Genomic DNA, 22,211 nt, shown 5'->3' with positions numbered 1-22,211 from the left:
AGAAAGTCGAACAATCCTTATCTTTGATCAAACTTCGCTTTTTAACTTATCTCCAACAGCAAATCGATTTTTCGACACTTCCTCCACGACTATACGAATACTTTCCAACGGAATATCCAATGATTTTTGTACTGTACGCGCTACATCACAGATACACTGTTCAATTATTTCATCATCTCTGCCTTCAACGCACTTAAGCAAGGAGTCCCCCACCTCAAGATCTGAAAGATATAGGTGGGGGAGGAATGGCTTGCCCTTATGCTTTCCGTTTGATTTGATATTGCCAATTTCCATTGTGCCTGATGGCGGAAAGGCTTTTTAGTAGTTGTTGTTTGTGCGATTTTCCTTTGATGACGATGTATTCGCCCTCCATTGACTTCACATAACAAGCGGTTTTACCTGTAAATCCGCTGATAAATCCCCTATTCCCACAAGCGGTTTTGACTTCATCATTTAAAAAGAAACCTTTTGAAGTGATTGTGTTTTTCTCGTTTCTCTTTTGCGTTGTGTTTTTTTCTTTTCGTCCTTTTCGAGCTATTGCTTCATGCAGCGATCGTTTTTTCTTCCGAATTTGTTTGATCAAAAAGAGTTCCGTTGGATTCGTTTTGATTTTTTCAATACCCGTAATGGCAATCGCATCATTGTAATGTGTTTTTTCCAGTTTTAATTCTTTACGGTGTGGCGTCGTGACGCTTCCATAGGTAACGGCTGCATCAGGATAGCGATTGAAAATCCGTATGCGTAAACTGTTCATAAAAGGCGGTTCTTTGTATTGTTTTGTTTTCTTTTTCTTCCTCATCCACTCCCAAAAGATTTCGCCTTTTTGGTGGTTTTCAGGAGTGTGACAGTCCGTACAAACGGTGATGAAGTTATCTGCACGGTCGCTTCCTCCGTGGCTTCGGTAGATTATATGATGCGTGTGAAAGATTTTGTTTTTCTTTTTACACACCTGACACGTGTATTTGTCTCGTGCCAAAACAAAATACCGCACATCATAATACCCAAAGACATCACCTTCTTGATACTCTTTTCCTTTGATGTCAGGGTTCATCATTTTTTGAACATCAAACTTTCCTACCTCTATATGCAGTTGACAATCGGGCAACAACGAACTGTATTGATCGATCCAATAAAACGTGTTGTTCACTCGACTTTGGATGCTTGGCGGCAGCCACCCTTTCGGTCGAGTTGATTCGAATTGGACTTTTTTCTTGATCCACTTTTTCTTTTTGATGTCATAGATACGTTTAGATTTATACGTAAATTTACATCGTCTATACCGCGTTTTGCGGCTTCGTCTGCTTCTGCGGTAGATTTTTCTTGTTTCCAACAAACTCTTCACATCTTGACGTAATTCGATTTCGCCTTTGGCGAATACCTTCTCTTCAGAAGTAATCGCCACGCCTACATGTTTTGAGCCTACATCAATACCTAGATGATTTTCTTGTATGGTTTCACCTGTTGCCATCGTGAGTTGGATGGTAAACGGGCGATGCTGAATGATTTTGGCCTTCTTTTCTTTGAGCAACATTCTGGATTTACGCGGAGAACACGGCATAAGCGGTTCTCCACGTATATTTTTGACAAATACGCGCACGTTTTGTCCCTCCTTCGAGGTGGTTTCCCTTCGCCAAAGTTGGTTCGCTTCTTGCACCAGGTTGACCGCTCCTTCCCAATCAGAGCTTTTACAGAGCCTGAACGATCGAGGTACTAGGGAATCATACCAAACCGTATTCGCACCTGCATAAAAACATGCAAGCCCACCGAATGTGGTCCCAACGTCGTCTACTCACCATGAATGATCATGTACTGGAAGACAGAGGCTAGACAACTAGAGCTCTTACAAGCCCCCACTTCAAAACCTGTTAATGGTTAAAGGGTTAAGTGGTGGGTAGTTGACGCATCGTTATGTGTATAATCGGCATCTTTTTCTCCTTTCAAACAACAAAAATAGTATCTAATTATGAATATTTATTTTCTATAAGATAACATTATTCCAAGGATACTGTCAATAAACTTGTGTTATTATATAATTTACATACCAATATTTTTGGAGGAATAAATATGGAGATCGGCTCGAAAATACGGGACATTCGTAAACGAAAGAAAATAACGATTGCACAAATGAGTGAACAAATAGGGCTATCAAAAGGGTTTATCAGCAACATCGAAAACGACAATACGTCCCCCTCTCTCAATACGCTGCAAGCCATCGCAACCTTTCTGGACGTTCCACTGCCCTACTTGCTTCTTGAAAAAAAGCAGCATATGAAAGTCGTGAGGAAAGACGAAAGAGTGTACACAACGTTTAACGACATTAAAATAGAACATCTGACCTCAAGGAGCGGTCTGCGGATGATGCACGTCGAAGTACCGCCCGGTGCCTCAACCGGCGAAGCCATTGCCCACGAAGGAGAAGAAAGTCATCTCGTACTTAAAGGCACCGTCCTCGCTGAACAAGGCGAAGATTCCATCATTGCGAAGGAGGGCGATTCATTCAGTTGGAATGCCAGTGTGCCCCACTTTGTAAAAAATATCGGAGAAGAAGAGGCTGTCTTACTGATTGCCGTCCACTCCGAAGATAGCAGATTGTGAAATAAGGCCTGACAAAAAAGGAGCTTCATCCTGAATATTTTGTTCTCTATTTTTCTGTTGGCATCTGCAATAAGTTGCGAAATGAAGTGTAACACAGCTTTACGCTTAGCTTGAGCATCGCCACCCCCTTTCTATTTCCATTTTAAAACATATAATTTATTATTTTAAAGAGTTAATCCGTTCATTCCCATACTAAAACATGTACAAAACCTTTGCGAAAACCTTAATGAGTTTACACGCAGCACAAAAAAGGATAGATAAAGCTGATACAATCTGCTTTTATCTATCCTTTTATTTCTATTAAAACTACGCATCAGTCTTTTTCCATAAGACGACCATCATCACCGATACAATCGTAAACGCAATCAGTGCGAGTAACGGGATCGTGATAAAGCCGAATACATTAATATATTCCCCTGAACACGGCACGCCGCTCGTACACATTTCAAACTTCTGCACCGCTGGAACTTTTTGAAGGGCATAATGATACCCTGACATGCCCATCCCGAAAACAGACAGTGGCAAAATGTATCGATAGATGTGGCGGTCGTTCCGGTAAAACGCAATGCCGAGCAGCACAACAAGCGGGTACATCAAAATGCGCTGATACCAGCAAAGTGTGCACGGTACAAACTCCATCCGCTCGCTGAAAAACAAACTGCCGAGCGTCGCAATAATCGCCGTCAGCCAAGCGGCAAGAAGTGGTTTATTTACCATCTGCCGCAGCCTCTTCCACCATTTTCACCAAATCATCAAACGAGTTCCCCGTAAATTCTTTTCCATTTACAAACATGGTTGGCGTGCCGGATACGCCGAGTTGTTTCGCCGTCGCTGTATCTTTTTCCCACGCATCCATGGAGTCTTCATTCTCGACAACACTCATCACGCTTGCGACTTCTTCTGTCGTCGCCATTTCAGCCAGTGTTTCCTCTAAAAATTCATTCGTATACAAATCAACTTTCTCAAACGATAAATCCGCCGGCTGCTTGCTGTACATCAATTCATGGAACTTCCAAAACTTCTCACTGCCAAGTTCCTGGTACACGGCTTCCGCAAACTGCGCCGAACGATTCGAATCGACATTAATGAATGAATAATTCATAAAATAAAATTTCGCTTTCCCGGTCTGCACAAGTTCCTGATCGATCAACGGGAAAAACGAATCGTTGAAATCTTTACATACCGGGCATTTATAATCGCCAAACTCCACAATATTAACCGGCGCCGGTTCTTCTCCGACAAACGGCTGGCTCGCATACTCAATATCTACCGACTTTTCCGCTGCGTTTGATAAAAAAATAACGCCTGCCATACAAACAGCAAACAACCCAACAACCAAAAATATTCCTTTGGCCAAAACCTTCACTCCTAAATACTACATTATGTAGTGTGATTGATGAAAAAAGATCATTTACGACAGTGCGTAAATGAACAATAAACAAATGATCGAAAAAATAGACAACGACGTAACGGCTGACTTCAGCGGCACATTCAAAGGGAGTTCTGTTAACGGATCCAGTATATAATGAATGCGATAATTAACTGACGTATCCGCAAATGAAACGTACGAAAACGGCATCTTCATCTGCCTGCCCGCTTTCAACATTTTAAGGAGCGCGCTGCCAAGATCAACCGATGATCCCTGCTGATGAATCGCATATTCATCCGCCAGCAGCTCTTTCGCCATCTTATACTGCTCCTGTACCCATCTCAAAATCGGCATGTACCACATAATCGACGCGAAAAACGACACGATGAAAACGGTCAGCGGATCGCGGTGTTGTTTATGGTACATTTCATGATGCACGACTGCCTCAAATTCATCATCACTCAGCATTTCCCGAAGTCCCGTTGACAGCACGATTTTCGGACGAAAAAACCCCATCGTCACCGCAATCGGTGCCGGGTACGAAATCATTTGAATGGATCCGCCGTATGTTTCATTCATCTCCCGCGTAAGTTGATGATGTGTATACTGCTTAAACGTTTTTTTCATGCGGATTGAATAATAGCACTGCGTTCCCATTTTCCAGATCGATAGCAGCAACGTACTGAACACGAGCGCATCGAGTGCATATTTAAGAAAAGACAGCCCAAATGCTTTCATCGCATTGTGGCAGACAACAACAAGATTAAACCGCATATCCCAGCCGGCGAACATGGACAAAACATACAGCCCCATTTGCGTAAAAATCGTTCCCGCAATGATGAGACACGCGATAAACATCATTTTCGTCTGACGTTTCGACATATGTTATCGTTCCTTCTTCAATTCTTTTATTTTTTGCTCAAGCTGGGCGACGAGATCATCATCCGCATCATCGAGCGCGTCAATCATATGGCTGACGACAACGCTTCCGAATTCGTCCATCAGTTCATGCGTCATTTCTTTCGACTGCGTGTTGACGAACTCTTCTCTCGTTAATACCGGCTTAAACATCGTCGTTCTGCCTTCCGCCCGTTTCTGTAAAAGGCCTTTTTCCACGAGCCGGTTCATCACGGTCATGACCGTATTGAAATTCGTCGCTTTCTCTTTTTCAAGCTCAAGCTGCACATCTTTAATGGTCCGCTCCTCGCCGCTCCAGAGAATATCCATTATTTTCGCTTCAAGGGGACCGAAAAAACGCTTCAAGCCACTTTCATTCATTTTAAACTTTTGTATTTTCATTGGATGGCCACCTCACATTACTCATTGTAGTGTGAGATCGATTCCGCGTCAAGAATCGATTATGTAACATTTTTGAAACAAAATCTTAACAAACATTTCAATAAATTTCATATATACTACAAGTTGTAGTGTTGATGAACTACGTTATGTAGTGTAAATAAGAAAGGAGCATGATCATGCAAATTGGTACAGTCATTTTACGTGTTATTCTCGGCCTTATCTTCTTTATCCACGGAGTCGTCAAGTTCCAAGGCGGCATCGGCAACACCGTCGGATTTTTTGACAGCGCTGGCATCCCGGGATTCATGGCGTACATTGTTGGGGGCATCGAACTCATCGGCGGGATCGCGCTCCTATTAGGTCTCGGCACCCGAATCATCGCCGCCCTATTCGCCATCATTTTACTCGGCGCCATCTTCACCGTCAAACTATCTGCCGGATTCTTAAACGGCGGATACGAATTCGAGCTTGTGTTACTGGCCGTTTCGATCCACCTCATACTCACTGGCAAAACACCTTATTCCGTTGATTCCAAACTAAAAGCAGCTTCCTGAAAAGGGCGAGCTGCTTTTTTGACCATTCATTCGTTTTTCTGACCGCTTACCTTACATTTGATAAACGCCAGAATTGGTTAGCTGTTAGAGGAACAAGCCGGCCTTTTATCTATAAAAAACGGTCCAACGAGCAGATCACCCTCATGTTCCGTGAATTTCAAAAAGGCAATGATCGTTGCTTTACGGGATTTGAATTCTTGTTGAAACAAAAAAAGCTCAATCCCTTAAGATTAAAGGGATTGAGCCTGTTTCATCTATTCGTTTTAATTAATATTAGCTAATTTTAGTAGCTGTAAATACGACAGGACCTACAATGGAGGCTGCATCCCCACTTGTAATCACTTCTGCTGTTAAGAAATATTTTAGTTCGTCGTCGTCGTCGCCGGGACAAGTAGTAAATTTGTTTTTACACAAATGATCTACATGGATAAACGTTGTTGTTTGCGCATCTACGTCGCCTCCATCGCCAGACGGTGGCTGTGTCGATGCACCTTGTCTTGTAGCAAAAATCACATCTCCATCTCTAGAGCCTTTTCTAATTTTGAATTCTACGATTAAATTTCGAATATCATCACGAGCTGCTTTCCATCCCACTGTAGCGGCTAACCACACTACAGCATCCTCACAGTTGTCTTTATGATGATCACATTTGTCTTTTTTCGGACAAAACTTAATTTTAGCTAGTACATCTTCCTCTTCGAAAAAGACTGTTTTTAAAGGACGGTCCTGAGGCATATTACGTGGCTCGTCATAACGAAATACTTTTAAATCATCTTGATCCTTCCGTTTTTTATCCTCCTTTCCCTTTTTGTCATCATGCTTACAGTGATGATGACTGTTGCAGCGTTCGCAGTTTTTGCGATGCTTGTCGTTGTCATGCTTGCAGTGACTACATTTCCAATGCTTTTCACTCAATCCAATCTTCCCCTTCTTTAATTTTATTTTTTTGAAACAACCAACTAATTTAATTGGTATACTTCATAGTATGAATGCTTGAATTCATGGTATAGTTCGTCTAACCATCTTTAGAAAATAGTTTTTACATTTCGTATTTTCTATCAATCTGGCTTTAAGATAGCGATTGTTAACAATCGCTTCACCGAAACGAAAAAAAAGCCCCGTCAGCCGGGACTTTTTATTCTTTATTAATGAAAGGGAACTTTGTCAACACCGAGTTCAGAAAGATCTTCTTTTGCTTCTTTCAGCAATGCTTCCGCTTCGGCTTTCGTTTTGTCATCTAATCCTTCTAACATAGTTTCTTGACCACCTTTGCCGTCGCGTTCAGGACGTTCAACACCTAGTGCTGCCAGTTGTTCTTCCGCTTCTTCATGTGTAATCGTACCGGCATGTTGCTCTTCCATAATGGCTTCTGCTTTCGCCTTCGTTTTATCATCTAAATTAGCAAACGGATCACCTTTACCGCCAGGTCCGCCATGTTCAGGACGTTCTATGCCTAGTGCCGCCAGTTGCTCCTCTGCTTCTTCTTGCGTCAAGTTGCCCGCACGCTGTTCTTCCATAATCGCTTCGGCTTTCGCTTTCGTTTTAGCATCTAAATTTGCGAATAGATCACCTTTCTCTCCATGATTTAGAAGTGTTACACCGAGTGCTTCCAGCTGTTCTTCGGCTTCATCATGCGTGATCGTACCGGCACGTTGCTCTTCCATAATCGCTTCTGCTTTTGCTTTCGTTTTAGCATCTAAACCGGCGAACAGATCATCCTTTCTGTCCTTCTCCGGTAAATCCACACCGAGATCAGTGAGTTTTGTGCGAAGTGTGTCCATGATGGTTTCCACTTTTTCTTGTGTCGCACTGCCTGTTGTCGTATCACTTGCGGCTAGTGCCGGCAAACCAGCGGCACCTAATACTCCAAGTGACAAGGCACCTGTCATGACGTAATTGACCAATTTGTTTTTCTTCATTCGTTTTCCTCCTACATGTATATTGGGATGTTACAATACCTACTTTAACCATATTTGGTGAAATTAAGGTGAAAATCACTTCGTTTGTGCACGTAATGTTAAGGAAATTTTTTGCGATACGCCGTTACGGTAAATCTTAATCGTCACTTTGTCGCCAATCGACGCTTCATTATATAAATATTTGCGGAAATCAGCCGTTCCACTCACAGCCGCATCGTTCACCGAAACGATCACATCGCCCGCTTCAAACCCAGCTGTATCAGCCGCCGATCCTGTTTCTACTTGCGTAATCACCGTTCCTTCCGTCACGGCTGCAGGCAGGCTCAGCTGTTGCTGTAAAACGTTTCTGGACAAAGCATTCACATCTTCAAGACCGACACCGAGATACGCACGCTGTACTTCGCCCTTATCCATCAATTCTTCAATGACCGGAATCGCGTCTTCAGATGGAATGGCAAACCCAAGTCCTTCTACACCCGATTCGGCAATTTTTAAGCTGTTAATGCCAATCACCTGGCCCGCGCTATTCATCAGCGCGCCACCGCTGTTCCCTGGGTTGATCGCGGCATCCGTTTGAATCACGTTTAGTTCCCATTCACCAGCTGATGTCGTCACCGGCACCGTCCGATCGATCCCGCTCACAATGCCTTCTGTCACCGTGCTTGATAAGTCAAGACCGAGCGGATTGCCAATCGCTGCGACTTGTTCGCCCAATTTCAACACACTTGAATCCCCAAAATTGGCGACTTCCGTTACGTAAGAGCTGGAAATTTCAAGAACCGCCAAATCCGTTAAGGGGTCCGCTCCAATGACTTTTGCGTCAACACGCTCACCGCTTGCAAGCGCCACTTCTACTGTATCCGCTCCTTCAATCACATGATTATTCGTTACGATGTAGCTCGTCTTTTCTCCCTTTTTAAAAATCACCCCAGAACCTGTGCCGCTTTCCGTTTCTTCTGTTTCCCCATTCGATGTTTCCACGGCGGGCCCCCCGAACATATTCATCTGTTCCTGTGCCTGCAAATTGACAACCCCGACGACCGCTTCATCAATCGCATCAATCGCACTAACGAGGTCAGTGGATGATGCCGCTGTCGATGTTGGCTGAACGGTAATGCCGCTTGTGGAATCGCTTGCTGCTTGATTCGTTGTTGTATCCATTAGAACTGGCGATAAATAAAACATCATCGTCCCCCCCGCCAGAACACCTGTCAGCGAAGCCGCTGCCATTTTCATAAATCCTTTTTCTTTTTTCTCTGGTATTGTATATCGTTCTTCCGTTTCCATCTTTACCCGCTCCTTTTATTCGTCTCATATGATCTGACTTCATTGTAAAAAAGAAAAATGAAAACACGGTGAAAGGAGAACACGATTTTAAAATTTTGTTTACGACGGAATTCCCTGCTGCAACGGCAGGAAAACGCCTAATTTTAAGATCATCCCGCCATAACAAAAAGCGGTCTCAAAAGCCCATTACTTCCTCGCTTTTGAGACCACTTGATCTAGTGGAATGTTCACCGTAAAGGTGCTTCCTTTATTCAGTTCACTTTCGACGCTGATCGTTCCCTTGTGAATATCAACAATCCACTTCGCAATCGATAAGCCAAGCCCATGGCCGCCAAGCGCTCGTGTTCTTGATTTATCAGAGCGGTAAAAGCGATCAAAGATACGGACCTGCTCATCAGGATGAATGCCAATGCCTTCATCTTTTACGGATATCCTCCACTCTCGCTCTTCCTTCGACAATGTCAGCGCCACATTGCCTCCGTCTGGTGAATATTTCACCGCATTATCAAGTAATATATACAAAAGCTGCTTGATTCTCTCTCTGTCGCCGATCACATTGATTTCATCCGGTGCATGTAAATGAAACACAATGCGATTTGCTTCGGCATGAGGCGTCAATGATTCAATCACATTTCTCGCCTCAACATGTAAATCAATCAATTCATGCGACTGTTTAACTACACCGGAATCCGCCCGTGCCAGCATGAGCAAATCACTCACAAGACCGGTCATCCGCTTCACTTCCGACTTCATGTTTTTTAATAGTTTCCTAGCAAATGGATCTTCTTCGACACCGTCAGTCATTTCCAACGCATCAATCGATGACAGCATGACGCTAAGAGGCGTACGTAATTCATGCGATGCATCACCGACAAACTCTTTCTGCCGGTGAAAAGCCGTTGAAATCGGCTCCATTGCTTTTTTCGACATCATGTAGCTCATCAAAATCGCCACACCAGCGAATAAAATAGCTAGACCGATGAGCACAATCAAAAGCCAGTCAAACAACTGATACGCAAATGAAATGTCTTTTCCGATATAAATCATGCCAATAAACCGATCGTTATAAAAAAGCGGGCTGCCGTCAATCATGAGCCGGACATTAACGGAAGCAGGCGGGTTATCAATCTGTTCACCGCCAAGCTTACGTTCCCGAAACGTTACTTTCAGCGTTTCTTCGCGAATTTGATTCCTCTGTGGCACCCATCCTGCGACGAGGGCGAGAAGTTCTTCCCGCATGTGCGGCATCGTTTCACTGCCCATGACAAGGTTCCCATTCGAATCAACTACGTAGTAAAAAAACTGGTCCACACCGGCAAGTACGAGCTCCTGGCTGCTAAGCCCCCGTAATTCATTGCGGGCACTTTCGGCTAAATAATCGCTAATAATCCGTGTTTCCTGACGGGTCAAACCTTCTAATTCACGATGCTGATCACGTAAAATCACCACGTAAAGAAGTGTGTATACGATAACGATAAATAACAGGAGAAACAGGAGAAGCAAGCCGCTGTACTTCATCGTTAATTTCGTTTGTGTGCCTTTAAATAAATCTTGATCGCTGCGTTTAAAGAACGAATTCTTCAACTTTATAACCGACTCCTCTTATGCTTTGAATGATGTCCTGTGACCCTAACATATCCAGTTTTTTACGCAAAAGCTTCACGGTCGCATCAATCGTTTTGGTCGTCACATCCGTGTCATATCCCCAAATACGGTCCAACATAACGTCACGCGTCAGCACTTGCCCTTTATTTTGCACGAGCAAATCAAGGAGCTGAAATTCACGCGGACTTAACTGAATGGAATCATCACTTTTATGTATCGTCTGGCTGTTCCGGTTCAGTTCAATTCCTTGAATCGACACCGTTTCTTCAATGATCGGTGCATAATTCCGGCGCGTCAAGGCACGGATTCGAGCGAGCAATTCATCAATTTCAAACGGCTTGACGAGATAATCGTCCGCTCCTGAATCGAGTCCTGCAATCCGGTCTTCCACCGCATCTTTCGCTGTCAGCATTAAAATCGCACTTGAATACCCATCACGGCGCAAATCGCGGCACACATCGACCCCGTTGCCATTCGGCATCATCCAGTCCAAAATGAGCACATCATAATGCGCCACACGCGCATAATCATACGCATCTTCCCCTTCTTTTACCCAATCAACTTTATATCCGCCTTTCTTTTTCAACATGAAACAGATCAATTCGCCTAGCTGCACATCATCTTCCGCAAGCAAAATATTCACCCTGATCCACTTCCTTTCACTCTCTATTTTATACTACATGCAGATGAAATTAGAGTGAAAAAAGCTTGAAGAGAGAATACCTCTTCAAGCTTCTTGAATGGCTGCGCAGGCAATTCGGTTTCCTGAGTTTCCTGCTGGATCTGTTTTGTAGTCATCGGCTTTTTCGTGAATAATGAGCGCGCTCCCATCTGTATCAAGCAATGAATCAGTCCCAAGCTTAACACCCGGTGCCACAATCTTCACGTCGACTTTCCCCGATTCCGTTACCTTTATATTCGGCAAATCGCCTGCGTGAAAGCCTTTCGGGTTATGAAAACCATGTTCCTTGCCTGCTGGATTAAAGTGGGCGCCCGCTGTTTTAAAATCAGGCGGGTCACATTTACCGGTTTCATGAATATGAATGGCTTTCGTCCCCGGTTCCAGCTTTTCAGCTGTCACATGAATCTCCACCCCTTTTTTTATTTCAGAAAAAACCGCTTGGCCAATGATCTCACCGTCTGAATTCATCACTTGAGCGCTCACCGCTGGCTTCGTTATGCTCCCGACCGGAAGCGATTGACAGCCGCTCATTATGACAATAGACAATAAACCAATAAAGATAAACCATTCTTTTTTCATGCTTCATCCTCCATCTCATTTGGATTCTTTAGCATGATGTCCAGACTTTGATCATTTATTCCCTCACTGCCGGAAAACTGATGGTAAACGTCGTACCTTTATCGATTTGCGAACGCACTTGGATTTTCCCTTCGTACTGCTCCACAATATTGAAACATACCATCAATCCGAGACCCGTACCGCTATCTTTCGTCGAATAAAACGGCTCGCCAATTTTCTCCATAATGCTGTCTGGAATCCCTTTCCCTTCATCTTGAATCACAATAACAATTAGTCCGTTTTGTGCACTCACCGACGTATGGATCACGCCGCCGTCATTCATCGCCTCAATCGCATTTTTAATAAAATTAATAAAGATTTGCTTCATTTGTCCGTCATTACAGCGAACTAGACAATTCTCCTCTACATCACATTTTATTTCAATACGTTTCATGACGGCTTGTGACTGAAGGAGTATACAGACGTCGCTCAGCATTTTACCTACGTTGCACGTTTGAATTTCTAGAGAAAGTGGTTTCCCAAGTACTAATAGTTCACTGGCAATCGTTTCAATCCGGTCAATTTCCTCTTCAATAATGCTGTAATGTTCACTATCTAACGAGCCTTCTTTAGCGAGTTTTATAAATCCTTTAATAGAAGTAAGCGGGTTACGTATTTCATGGGCGATGCTCGCAGCAAGCTGCCCGGCAATACCTAACTTTCCCGATTTTATAGCGAGTTTTTGAAGCTCTTTCCGTTCTTGAATATTGCGTAAATGGACAATCGCCATATTCATATTTGTATTCGAAGCGCTATATGTGAAAGGAAAGCTAATCGTCTCCAAATCGATGAGATTGTTTTTATATGTTTTCGCTTTCATTTCTGTAACTGACAGTTTCTCACCATTTTTCACACGATTTAACCGGCTTCGAATAAGCTCATGATACGCCGGGTGAAAGAGATTGAAAATCGATTCACCTTGAAATTGATCTTTTTCACATTCAAACAACTGAGAAGCCGCTCGGTTGCTATCAACAATCTGAAAATCCGATATAATAAACATCGCATCGGGCATTTCTTCAATTAAATTTTTATAAGAAGAGTTGAGCAGTCGATACTCTTCATTTAAATAGGTGATTTTTCCTTTTAACTGTTCTTCCATCCACAGGGATGGTGCATGCACGAGGTTCTTATAAAACATGGAAGGCAACAGCTCTGTATCCGTCATCATATACGGATGACTTTTCATCATTTCTATATGAATATCTGCAGACAACTCACCTCCGTTATACACACAGACTGAAAATAAACGAAGCGGCTCAATCAATTGATCTGCCCGTTTTTCAAAAGATGAAAGCAGCTCTTGTAAACAGCATTGATTCTCCCCCCATCTTACCTTTGCCCATGTACGAACAGGTATATCTTGATCAAGATACGGTTCAATCAATGCTGAAAAGGTTTGAACAATGGCTGGTATATCAAATGATTTGTGTATATCGTAAAATTCTTCATTATTCGCAAAAATAATCGTGTCCAGCTGCTCCTGACTGAACCCTTTTACAGTGAGAGACGATTTGAACGCCTCATACGTGAGCGGATGTTCAATGACGACAACACCATGTCCTAGTTCAAGACCCGTTGTAAGAAAAGACACGGCATTTTCAATATATTTCTCTTGATCGGAATAGATATATAATAAATGTGAGCCACTCATGAGCTCCATATTTTTTGTCAACGCCACTCTCGGATGCACGATATGATTCGTACTTTCCATATTCGATCCCTCATTCTTGGGGTTTTTTCTTCATTTTATCACGATCATCTTTTTTCGTACATAGACGACAGCATGCACCTTAATGTGTACATTTGCATAAAAATCAATTACGATAAAAAAAAGGACGTGATCGTTTGGCTTCATCGAAATTCCGGCTTATCTACCGGATTGTACTCATTATTTTCGCGCTTGTCTACGGCATCATGGCGTATCCTGACGGCTGGAGCCGGTTTGCGCTTTTAATCGCTGTCATCGCTATTTTTATGACATTTGAAGATGTGCTGATGAAAAAAGCAAAAAAGCAGCAGCGTGTCGCTTTCGTCATTATTTTTGTACTCGCTTTCTTCGCGACATTTTATTTCGCTTTTCTTGCATGAAAAAAACCGCCAGATTGTCGCATTCTGGCGGTTTTGATTATCGCTGTTGATTTAAGTAATTATTTATTTGTTTAAATAATAGATGAAGTCCGCCGCTGGCAATCGCTATCGCAAGGATGAATGTAATAAACATTATTAGAAAGAATTCCATTTCAGCATATGCCCCTTTCGCATTCTCTTGAGGCAAGTATAACTGCTCCCGATTACATGCGTATAACAGGTGGATTAAATCACATTACAGTTCGATTAAAGCGTGAAATATAACACCGTTGATTATATCCATAAAAAAACAGGCAAGTTCCTATTGAACTTACCCGCTTTTTGTCCGGTTCATTATTGTTACAGTAAGTACAATGAGTAAAACAATAATTCCAATAATCGTAAACATATCGCCGCCTTCTTTCTACTTTTTCTCACCATCATTGTACTTCTTTTCCCGACAACGTTCCATCTAAATCAATAAACACCTCGCCGCCAGCGAAGTGTTTGTTGATTTACTCAGTTTTCGAACCCGTTACTCCGTTTCCCCACATGCTACTCCAGTTCCACTTGTTTTGTTTCCCGGCCGAGTGCTGCTAGTACGATGACGCCGATGACGATACTCGCGCAAAACAAACCAAAAATAAAGCCGATCGACTGGCCGGACGCAACGAGCGATCCGACAAGAAGCGGACCTAAAATTCCACCGATTCGGCCGACTGCTGCAGCCATTCCTGTGCCTGTCCCGCGAATGACCGCCGGATATTGCTCCGGCGTGTACGCATATAGCGCACCCCATGCACCAAGATTAAAGAATGATAATAACATCCCTGACACTATCAAAATCGACGTCGACTCCGCATTTCCAAACACGAGTGCTGAAGCGGCTGTTCCGAGCAAATACGTCACTAAAACAAACTTCCGTCCGGCCCGTTCAATAAGCCAGGCAGCGCTAAAATAACCTGGCAGCTGCGCCAATGTCATGATGAGCACATATTCAAAGCTTTGAATCATGCTAAACCCTTTTATAACCATGACACTTGGCAGCCAGAGAAACATGCCATAATAGGAAAACACAACCGTAAACCAGACGACCCATAGGACGAGCGTCGAACGCGAATACTTTTTCGACCAGACGTCGCTCATATTTTGTCCAATGGTCCGTTTTTCTGCTTTAGACGGTGAAAATGCTGGCGAATCCGGCAGCTTTAATCGCAAATACAACGCATAAACGGCCGGCACAGCCCCAATCACAAGCGCTGCCTGCCATCCGTATGACGGAATGACGAAATAGGAAATGACCGCTGCTAGCAGCCATCCGAATGCCCAGAAACTTTCAAGCAAGACAACGACTCTCCCGCGATCTTTCGCTGGCACACTTTCCGATACGAGCGTTGACGCCACCGGCAGCTCGCCTCCAAGCCCCATTCCGACGAAAAAACGTAAAATTAAAAAAGCAGCAAGCGTCGTCGTAAGGGCAGATAGGCCGCTCGCAAGTGAAAACATGAGCAAAGTAATGATGAATATATTTTTCCGGCCGACGCGGTCCGCGAATACCCCGAACACAAGCGCACCGACTGCCATTCCGATCGAATTCACACTGCCGATCCAGCCCATCTGCTGCGGTGTTAAATCCCAGTCTGCTTTCAATGCTGCGATGACAAACGACAGCATCCCGACATCCATCGCATCAAACATCCAGCCAAGACCCGCCACACCGAGCAGCTTCTTCTGTGAAACAGTCTTTTCTGCCATCTTGTTTACTCCTGTCTTTACAGTTGTTTTTACCTATTAACTATAGACGGGCTATTTTGAAAAAACAAGCGCTTTTTTTAATCCATTATGCAAGATCATCCTTCTTATTTCGGCAGCTGTCCTTCTGCAACATGATCGTCTTCAACGCTGTTGAAGCAATCAAACTATGCATAAGATACCCTTTTCGTTCTAAAATATCCGGAAGTCCTTTCTTTACCTATGCTGTACCGCTTGTATCATTCCAATGGTTCGGATCGATTTCAGGATGGATGTTCTGTGATCACATAACATACCTTTCATCCATCAATCGAAGTGAATAACCTCTCCGTTTGCCGCATGAATGGCCGACCGGCAATCCATTTGTCCGCATAATCGATACGTTTCACCATCGTATACATACACCGGTTTCATTTGTAAATAAGGCTTGATTTTTTTAAACGCTTCTTCTTTTGAAATCGATGCTTTTTCTGCTTTTTCATACTCCTCAAACTGATCATGCATCCAATTGTTATCCTGATAGTGGATAACGTCATATGAATCTTTATTGAAAAAGAGCTTCCACGTCCGCGGAATAACGGTTATATCCGTTTTGTTCATCAGTCCCACTTCGATCATTCCGTTTTTCCGCTTCATATCCGTCATTACCCACTGTCCGCTTTCTTTCGGCGAATAGCTTTGAAGAAAGCGCACGCTGTTCTCGATCACTTTGCTGCGTCCTTTTTTCGTGATCGGTTTTGTGTCCGGATGAGGCGGAAAGTGAAAAATGGTCTCTTCGTCAATCGGTGCGGGCGCAAATTGAATAAGTTTTCGCTTTACTTTCATGTTCTTCTTCGTTTTCCATTCGAACGCTTCCCTCTCATCCTCCATCGGTTCGCCGGTCGTGTTTGAAATAAACTGCTCGTCGATGATGTACACCGGCAACCATTTTTCTTCGTCTTTTGACGGTACCTCACAGAAGATCAAACGGTTAAATGCGATTGTTTCCACATCTCCAAGTATCAATGTGAATTCTTCTTCCTGTACCTGTCTTGGCGCGAAAAATTGTGTGGAATAAAATGTGAGTTTTTTCTCGTCATCAAGCGACACATGAATCGAGCCTTCTGGAGAAAGGGGCGTCCCTTTATACGCTGTTCGAAATGAAAAGGTGTGCGTCGATTCAGCATCAATAAACTGTTCGCCGTACGTCCAGCCCGTTTCCTGCTCAATCCAGCGGACGATTTCATCCTTGTCACCCGTTAAAAAAGAAAGACCCCGCTGCGGCGCTTTTCCACCGGAGAAAATCGCTGTTTTGAGCCGGCCTGTTTTCACATCTATTTCAATCACCGCAGTGCCTTCCGGATTTAAGTCTTCTTCCGTCCGGTCTTCAAAACCCGGCGGAAGCCATTCCATCGTAAGCGTGTAATCTGTCTCGTTTAGATCATTTTTCTCATATCCTGTCGTCGTTGTATAACGGGTAAACAACCCTAGACCAAATTTATCTTGCACCATATCAATCCACTGCTGAATTTGTTCATTCATATCCATTCCTCCGGTCACTTTTGCAAAAAGCCTTTTGATTTCACAAAGTCCATCATGTACGCGCGGCGCGGTTTAGATAAGTAATCCGCCATACCTTCCGTCCAGCCCCCTGACTTGTTGTTTGTCGAACGGTTCGCATAATAGGCGCGAATGACATCGTCGTACTCCGACAGAATCTGTTCGTATTTCACTTCATCATATTCATTCGTATGCAAAATTGCTTCAACTGGAAGACGCGGTTTCACTTCGTTTGCTTCATCCGGCACCCCGAGCGTTAAACCGAACAATGGAATGACATGATCGGGCAGCCCTAACAGTTCGCTGATCGGCTCTGGATTGTTCCGCACGCCGCCAATGTAGCAAATGCCATAGCCTTTTGACTCCGCTGCGATGACAAAATTTTGGGCAAGAAGCGCCGTATCAATGACCGAAACCATGAAATTTTCCGTCGTGCCCGCTTCAATGGTTTTTCCATGTTTTTTCGCTGCGTAATCAAGACGTTTTAAGTCCGCACAAAAAACGAGTGCGCGTGCTGCTCCTATAATTTGGACCGGATTTCTTGAAAGCTCTGCCAGCTTGTCCCTTTTGTCCTGATCGGTCACGTCGACAATCGAATACGCCTGCACAAAATGGGATGTGGCCGCATGTTGTGCTGCTCTTATTAAATCGTGAAGTGTTTCATCTGAAATGGGTTCATCTTTATATTTGCGTACAGACGCATGAGATGCGAGTAAATGAAGCATATAACGTCATCCTTCCGTTTGTTTTAAGAAAAAATCAAATCCAAGCATCGTCCCAATACCAAAAACAAGCGTCCAAAGGCCGATGCTGATCGTCAGCCAGAGCGCCGTCCACTTCTTATCCGCTCCGAATGACAGACCGATAAAGGCCGCGATGTGCGTGCCAATAAAAATCGGTCCGAGCAACGCTAGTCCCGGGAACCCGTATTTATTCATAATGGCCCTCGCCCGGTCCGTCTGCTTCAACTGTGCTTTTCCGGTTTTTTGAAGCTTATTTTTTACCCATTCTTCCACTTTCTTATAACCGACAATGAGCATAAGCACCGTTAACATATTGCCCGTGAACCCGAGAAACATAACCCAGTACGGCGACAGGCCTCGCACAATCCCGACTGGGATAACAAGCGCGATCTCCATCCACGGAATCGCTGCCGCAATAAACACAAGCGCATACTCCAATAATTGCATCAATTTTCCTCCAATATGTATTGCTTTAACTTTAATGCACACACGTTGTTAGCGCAACCATAAGCAATTAAATGGAAGTATAATCTTACTGTCCGTTAATCTGCGATAAACGGGCCTCCCCCCCTGGAATTGCGCACGTAAATAATCCGTCATTTCGAATGACTCCTAGACATTATGCAGTAAAAAAAGAATGGGTATCATCCAGACGATCATTCTTCATTCCTCCAAAAATGAACGAATAAGATTATTTTAAATGGAGAAGTTATGACTTGTATGTCATTAAAAAATGAAGGAGGAACGACAATGACGCATAAGACCCCAAAACCAGATGATCGGTCAGATAACGTAGAAAAGCTTCGGGACATGGTGCAAAACACGATTGGAAATATCGAAGCGGCTGAAGAAACAATGGTGTTTGCCGAGGGGAAAGAACGAGCGGCGATTAAAGCGAAAAACGAGCGGCGTCAAAAAAGTATTGAAAATTTCCGCAGTGAAATCCAGGATGAAGCGGCTGATCGGAAAAACGGCTATTCCGGGAATGAGTAACATGCGCTTTTCACGGTAAATTTTAGTTTCATGAAAGATGGAGAAAAATAACTTCTCCATCTTTTTCATGACGTTTTATTCCTCCAGTGAATGGTCTGTTTTAAAATGAGCGATGAGCCATGCCTCGATTTTCTCAAGCCCCTCTTCATGAAGAGTGCGCTTTAGTATGTCTTTGAAATTCTTTTTCACGCTTAAAATGCTTCTCGGCTCGGTTTGCACGCGCAGACCGTGTTCCATGTTGTGAATAATGTGGTATTCACTTTTTCCTCGAACAAGGCCGTCAAGCTCCTCAAGCACGTGACTTTCTAAAAGGGGATCTTTATCGCCGTGCAGCGCAAACACGGGACACGTGACATTTTTTAATGCACACCTCGTATCGTAAGCGTCATGCTCGCGAAACCATTTTGCCGGCTGTTTAAAAAACAACTGGATTTTAATCGTGTCGCGGTCTGACTGCTTCATTTTCTCCAGCAATTTCACGTACTGCTTTTCATTTTTCACGTCTACTTTTAATATCCGGTTGATCCACCCTTTCAACCCGGGCTGCGCAAGCAATTCTTTGTAGGCGAGCTGGCGCTGATGGTGAAGCGCTTCCATTAAGTTATCCACACCGCCGGAGAGAAACATACAGCCAGCCGGATTCATCGTTTCAGCCAGAATGGTTGCTAAAATCGTCCCTTCACTATGACCGCATACAATTACTTTTTCCGGATCGACATTCGGGTGTTCACATAAAAATAGCATCGCTGTTTTCGCATCGTCCGCTAAATTAGACAATCCCGCTGCCATCCAATCGCCGTCTCGTTTGCCGGTGCCCCGTTTGTCATACCGCAATGTTACAAACCCTAACCCCGTCATAAAATGAGCAAGTTCTTTATACAAATTCGTTTGATATTTCCCTTTTCGATCGTTCCCGTCGCGATCAATCGGCCCTGATCCGGCCAATAGAAGAACAGCTGGACAGGTTCCTTCACCTTCTGGAATGGCAAGTGTACCGGAAATAGATGGATGGATCAAAATCTCTCTTTCAATCATACGAAAACCTCCTATTCTGGAATGATAATCGTGGCCAAATTTTTCACTTTTCGCTCAGAAGATGGTTCATTCAATGAAGCTTCTTGAATAAGCGCACCGATTTTTTGAACGAGTTCTACATATTCTTCGTCCGTCACGTGCACATTTGCGACTCTGTACCCCGCTCCGTCTTTCACTAAATCCACATCGCCTTTATTTAAATAGTTTTCATATAATCCGAGAAGCTGTGTTGTGAACATAAAAAACAATTCGATATGTTCTTCTTTCGACCAATTCAAAAATTCTTCCTGTGCCTCAGGCTTCTGTTCTTTTAACGCAAATACTTTTTCCACCGTTCCCCGAATTTGATTTTCCTGCACAACTTCAATGAATTCCGCTTCAAGCAGCGTGTTCATATGCCGGTAAAGCGTCGCCTGTGGAACATCTTTTATCCGTTCTGTTAATTGCTGGACGGTTAATTTCCGGCCATTTACAAGTGACTGAATAATCTTCATCCGCACCGGATGTAAAATAAGTTTCATCTTCGAATGTTTCATCCAAATCACCTCTTCACTTCATTATTATCATTTATAATAATAATATAAATTATGAGAACAATCAACTGTTTTTATGTAAAAAAGGGCCGTCCAAAAGTCAGAGAATACATGACCCGGACAACCCTTTATAGCTAATTTTATAACTGAACAATAACCCGGCCCCGCATTTTGCCTTTTAATATAATCGGCAAAATGTCAGGCAATTCTTCGAGTGAAGCCTCTTTCTGAATAAACGTTGAAAGATCATCCGGCTTTAAATCTGTCGCCAGACGGCTCCAAATTGCCTGCCGCGTATCCATCGGGCAATGCACTGAATCAATTCCGAGTAAATTAACACCGCGAAGAATAAAAGGAAATACGCTCGTTGGGACACTCGTTCCGCCTGTTAACCCACTCACAGCAACAGACCCTTGTTCACTTATTTTGCTTAAAATAGCCGCTAGCGTATCGCCGCCAACCGGATCGACCGCACCCGCCCATTGTTTTTTATCCAGCGCTTTCACATTTCCGTTATACACGTCATCGCGGGAGATGATTTCTTTTGCGCCAAGTTTAATCAAGTACTCTTTTTCCGCTTCTTTTCCCGTACTTGCTACAACTTCATAGCCCCGGCCTGCCAACATGGATACGGCAAAGCTGCCTACTCCACCAGTTGCACCCGTCACAAGCACCTTTCCTTGATCAGGTGATAGTCCGTTATCTTCTAACCGCTGCACAGATAAAGCCGCTGTAAACCCGGCTGTACCAAAAATCATTGCCTCTTTTAATGACAACCCTTTTGGCAAAGGAACGACCCAGTCAGCAGGGATTCGAGCGTATTCACTATATCCCCCAAAATGAGATACGCCAATTTCATAGCTTGTGGCAATCACTTCGTCGCCTTTATGAAAACGAGGATCTTCCGATGAGACAACGACACCCGCTAAATCAATTCCCGGGACCATTGGATAGGATTGAACGATTTTTCCATTTGGAATGCTGGCTAGTCCATCTTTGTAATTAACACCGGAATACGCTACTTTAATGAGTACTTCCCCATGTGGCAACTCATCTACCATCAGTTTTTTGACGTTAACCGAAAAATTATTTTCCGTTTTATCGACCATTAATGCGTTAAACGGTTTACTCATTTGAACATCCCCTTTTTTCGCTGTACGTTGATGATAATGAATTATTCTGATCAGTCAGAATAATTATATCAATATTTTACTTATTGTGACGAAGATTTTCTCGCATGCAAAAAAGACTGCCAGGAAAATGCCGGCAGTCCTTCCATTAAAGCTATTTTTAATTAATCGTTACCCCAATATCTGTCTCTGTCATCATGTCGATCATGTCGATCGTCCCGTCTGTGATCCCTATATCTCGGGTAATATGGATAGTACGGCGGATAAGGGAAAAATGGAAAGTACGGATAATAGGGTGTTCTCGGGTATCGATAAGGATAATAATACGGCTGTTGTGTTTCAATTGCCTGTTCTTCAAAATCTCCATAATCCGGATAGTCCTGTTGGGCTGGCAGCGCGAACTCGTCTTCAGGATGTACATGATGATCGTTCAAGATAAAAGCCTCCCTAAGATTTTTCACTTCCCTCATACCTTATTCAAAGCACCT

Annotated in this window: 26 protein-coding genes; 4 read left to right on the top strand and 22 right to left on the bottom strand. The window is 43.5% G+C overall.

The window, feature by feature from the left end; all coding sequences use genetic code 11:
- Positions 1-27: 27 nt before the first annotated feature.
- Positions 28-201, bottom strand: coding sequence for a tautomerase family protein (locus AWH49_RS07925; protein ID WP_244886778.1), 174 nt, complete (start codon positions 199-201; stop codon positions 28-30).
- A 55-nt stretch (positions 202-256) separates the two neighbouring features.
- Entirely contained in the window at positions 257-1,597 is a 1,341-nt protein-coding gene (iscB, locus tag AWH49_RS07920; RefSeq protein WP_082862723.1) for an RNA-guided endonuclease IscB, read from the bottom strand.
- 467 nt (positions 1,598-2,064) lie between these two features.
- On the opposite strand from iscB, the gene AWH49_RS07915 reads away from it, so the two are divergent.
- Entirely contained in the window at positions 2,065-2,595 is a 531-nt protein-coding gene (locus AWH49_RS07915) for a helix-turn-helix domain-containing protein (RefSeq protein WP_034286516.1), read from the top strand.
- Between the two features lie 306 nt (positions 2,596-2,901).
- On the opposite strand, the gene AWH49_RS07910 is transcribed toward AWH49_RS07915, so the two are convergent.
- The 4 genes from AWH49_RS07910 to AWH49_RS07895 are packed head-to-tail and all read right to left on the bottom strand — an operon-like array spanning position 2,902 to position 5,263.
- A complete protein-coding gene (locus AWH49_RS07910; protein WP_063965252.1) occupies positions 2,902-3,312 on the bottom strand; it encodes a disulfide oxidoreductase in 411 nt (136 codons plus the stop codon).
- Entirely contained in the window at positions 3,302-3,961 is a 660-nt protein-coding gene (locus AWH49_RS07905) for a DsbA family protein (protein WP_244886777.1), read from the bottom strand. Before AWH49_RS07905 ends, AWH49_RS07910 begins: the two co-directional genes overlap by 11 nt.
- Positions 3,962-4,006: 45 nt before the next feature.
- The gene (locus AWH49_RS07900) at positions 4,007-4,846 is read right to left on the bottom strand and encodes a M56 family metallopeptidase (RefSeq protein ID WP_063965250.1); all 840 of its coding nucleotides are present in this window, start codon (positions 4,844-4,846) and stop codon (positions 4,007-4,009) included.
- A 3-nt stretch (positions 4,847-4,849) separates the two neighbouring features.
- Positions 4,850-5,263, bottom strand: a complete 414-nt coding sequence (locus tag AWH49_RS07895) for a BlaI/MecI/CopY family transcriptional regulator (RefSeq protein WP_063965249.1) — start codon at positions 5,261-5,263, stop codon at positions 4,850-4,852.
- A gap of 176 nt (positions 5,264-5,439) precedes the next feature.
- Here AWH49_RS07895 and AWH49_RS07890 point away from each other — a divergent pair, with 176 nt between their 5' ends.
- On the top strand, positions 5,440-5,817 hold the full coding sequence (locus tag AWH49_RS07890) for a DoxX family protein (RefSeq protein WP_082862722.1): 378 nt from the start codon (positions 5,440-5,442) through the stop codon (positions 5,815-5,817).
- 273 nt (positions 5,818-6,090) lie between these two features.
- On the opposite strand, the gene AWH49_RS07885 is transcribed toward AWH49_RS07890, so the two are convergent.
- The 7 genes from AWH49_RS07885 to AWH49_RS07855 form a co-directional block, all read right to left on the bottom strand.
- Complete coding sequence (locus tag AWH49_RS07885; protein WP_063965247.1) at positions 6,091-6,732, bottom strand: hypothetical protein; 642 nt, start codon at positions 6,730-6,732, stop codon at positions 6,091-6,093.
- A 230-nt stretch (positions 6,733-6,962) separates the two neighbouring features.
- On the bottom strand, positions 6,963-7,736 hold the full coding sequence (locus AWH49_RS07880; protein ID WP_063965246.1) for a hypothetical protein: 774 nt from the start codon (positions 7,734-7,736) through the stop codon (positions 6,963-6,965).
- A gap of 75 nt (positions 7,737-7,811) precedes the next feature.
- Complete coding sequence (locus tag AWH49_RS07875) at positions 7,812-9,023, bottom strand: S1C family serine protease (RefSeq protein ID WP_063965245.1); 1,212 nt, start codon at positions 9,021-9,023, stop codon at positions 7,812-7,814.
- A 186-nt stretch (positions 9,024-9,209) separates the two neighbouring features.
- Complete coding sequence (locus AWH49_RS07870) at positions 9,210-10,607, bottom strand: sensor histidine kinase (protein WP_063965244.1); 1,398 nt, start codon at positions 10,605-10,607, stop codon at positions 9,210-9,212.
- The gene (locus AWH49_RS07865) at positions 10,588-11,271 is read right to left on the bottom strand and encodes a response regulator transcription factor (protein WP_063965243.1); all 684 of its coding nucleotides are present in this window, start codon (positions 11,269-11,271) and stop codon (positions 10,588-10,590) included. Before AWH49_RS07865 ends, AWH49_RS07870 begins: the two co-directional genes overlap by 20 nt.
- An 84-nt stretch (positions 11,272-11,355) precedes the next feature.
- Positions 11,356-11,889 (bottom strand): superoxide dismutase family protein, encoded by a 534-nt coding sequence (locus tag AWH49_RS07860; protein WP_063965242.1) that lies wholly within the window; start codon positions 11,887-11,889, stop codon positions 11,356-11,358.
- 55 nt (positions 11,890-11,944) lie between these two features.
- Positions 11,945-13,642, bottom strand: a complete 1,698-nt coding sequence (locus AWH49_RS07855; protein ID WP_063965241.1) for an ATP-binding protein — start codon at positions 13,640-13,642, stop codon at positions 11,945-11,947.
- A gap of 134 nt (positions 13,643-13,776) precedes the next feature.
- On the opposite strand from AWH49_RS07855, the gene AWH49_RS07850 reads away from it, so the two are divergent.
- Positions 13,777-14,019 (top strand): hypothetical protein, encoded by a 243-nt coding sequence (locus tag AWH49_RS07850; protein ID WP_063965240.1) that lies wholly within the window; start codon positions 13,777-13,779, stop codon positions 14,017-14,019.
- A gap of 37 nt (positions 14,020-14,056) precedes the next feature.
- Here AWH49_RS07850 and AWH49_RS19950 read toward each other — a convergent pair whose 3' ends face one another.
- The 5 genes from AWH49_RS19950 to AWH49_RS07830 form a co-directional block, all read right to left on the bottom strand.
- Positions 14,057-14,206: a hypothetical protein gene (locus AWH49_RS19950; protein WP_018394451.1), complete on the bottom strand. Its 150-nt coding sequence runs from the start codon at positions 14,204-14,206 to the stop codon at positions 14,057-14,059.
- 347 nt (positions 14,207-14,553) lie between these two features.
- Positions 14,554-15,753, bottom strand: coding sequence for an MFS transporter (locus tag AWH49_RS07845; protein ID WP_063965239.1), 1,200 nt, complete (start codon positions 15,751-15,753; stop codon positions 14,554-14,556).
- Between the two features lie 303 nt (positions 15,754-16,056).
- The gene (locus AWH49_RS07840; RefSeq protein WP_063965238.1) at positions 16,057-17,271 is read right to left on the bottom strand and encodes a hypothetical protein; all 1,215 of its coding nucleotides are present in this window, start codon (positions 17,269-17,271) and stop codon (positions 16,057-16,059) included.
- A gap of 14 nt (positions 17,272-17,285) precedes the next feature.
- Positions 17,286-18,014 carry an oxygen-insensitive NADPH nitroreductase gene (gene nfsA / locus AWH49_RS07835; protein WP_063965237.1) on the bottom strand — a complete coding sequence of 243 codons (729 nt, stop codon included), beginning with the start codon at positions 18,012-18,014 and terminating at the stop codon, positions 17,286-17,288.
- Between the two features lie 6 nt (positions 18,015-18,020).
- Positions 18,021-18,479, bottom strand: a complete 459-nt coding sequence (locus AWH49_RS07830) for a small multi-drug export protein (protein ID WP_063965236.1) — start codon at positions 18,477-18,479, stop codon at positions 18,021-18,023.
- Between the two features lie 303 nt (positions 18,480-18,782).
- On the opposite strand from AWH49_RS07830, the gene tlp reads away from it, so the two are divergent.
- A complete protein-coding gene (gene tlp / locus AWH49_RS07825; RefSeq protein WP_063965235.1) occupies positions 18,783-19,025 on the top strand; it encodes a small acid-soluble spore protein Tlp in 243 nt (80 codons plus the stop codon).
- 75 nt (positions 19,026-19,100) lie between these two features.
- On the opposite strand, the gene AWH49_RS07820 is transcribed toward tlp, so the two are convergent.
- The 4 genes from AWH49_RS07820 to AWH49_RS19945 form a co-directional block, all read right to left on the bottom strand.
- Complete coding sequence (locus AWH49_RS07820; protein ID WP_082862721.1) at positions 19,101-20,060, bottom strand: alpha/beta hydrolase family protein; 960 nt, start codon at positions 20,058-20,060, stop codon at positions 19,101-19,103.
- Between the two features lie 11 nt (positions 20,061-20,071).
- A complete protein-coding gene (locus tag AWH49_RS07815; protein WP_063965234.1) occupies positions 20,072-20,596 on the bottom strand; it encodes a helix-turn-helix domain-containing protein in 525 nt (174 codons plus the stop codon).
- A gap of 137 nt (positions 20,597-20,733) precedes the next feature.
- Positions 20,734-21,726: an NADPH:quinone oxidoreductase family protein gene (locus tag AWH49_RS07810; RefSeq protein WP_063965233.1), complete on the bottom strand. Its 993-nt coding sequence runs from the start codon at positions 21,724-21,726 to the stop codon at positions 20,734-20,736.
- Between the two features lie 161 nt (positions 21,727-21,887).
- Positions 21,888-22,157 carry a hypothetical protein gene (locus AWH49_RS19945; RefSeq protein WP_082862720.1) on the bottom strand — a complete coding sequence of 90 codons (270 nt, stop codon included), beginning with the start codon at positions 22,155-22,157 and terminating at the stop codon, positions 21,888-21,890.
- Between the last annotated feature and the right edge of the window lie 54 nt (positions 22,158-22,211).

Origin of the sequence: Domibacillus aminovorans (genome assembly GCF_001643235.1) — a bacterium.
Taxonomy (GTDB): Bacteria; Bacillota; Bacilli; order Bacillales; family Domibacillaceae; genus Domibacillus; species Domibacillus aminovorans.
This window is presented reverse-complemented; position numbering and strand designations above follow the sequence as displayed.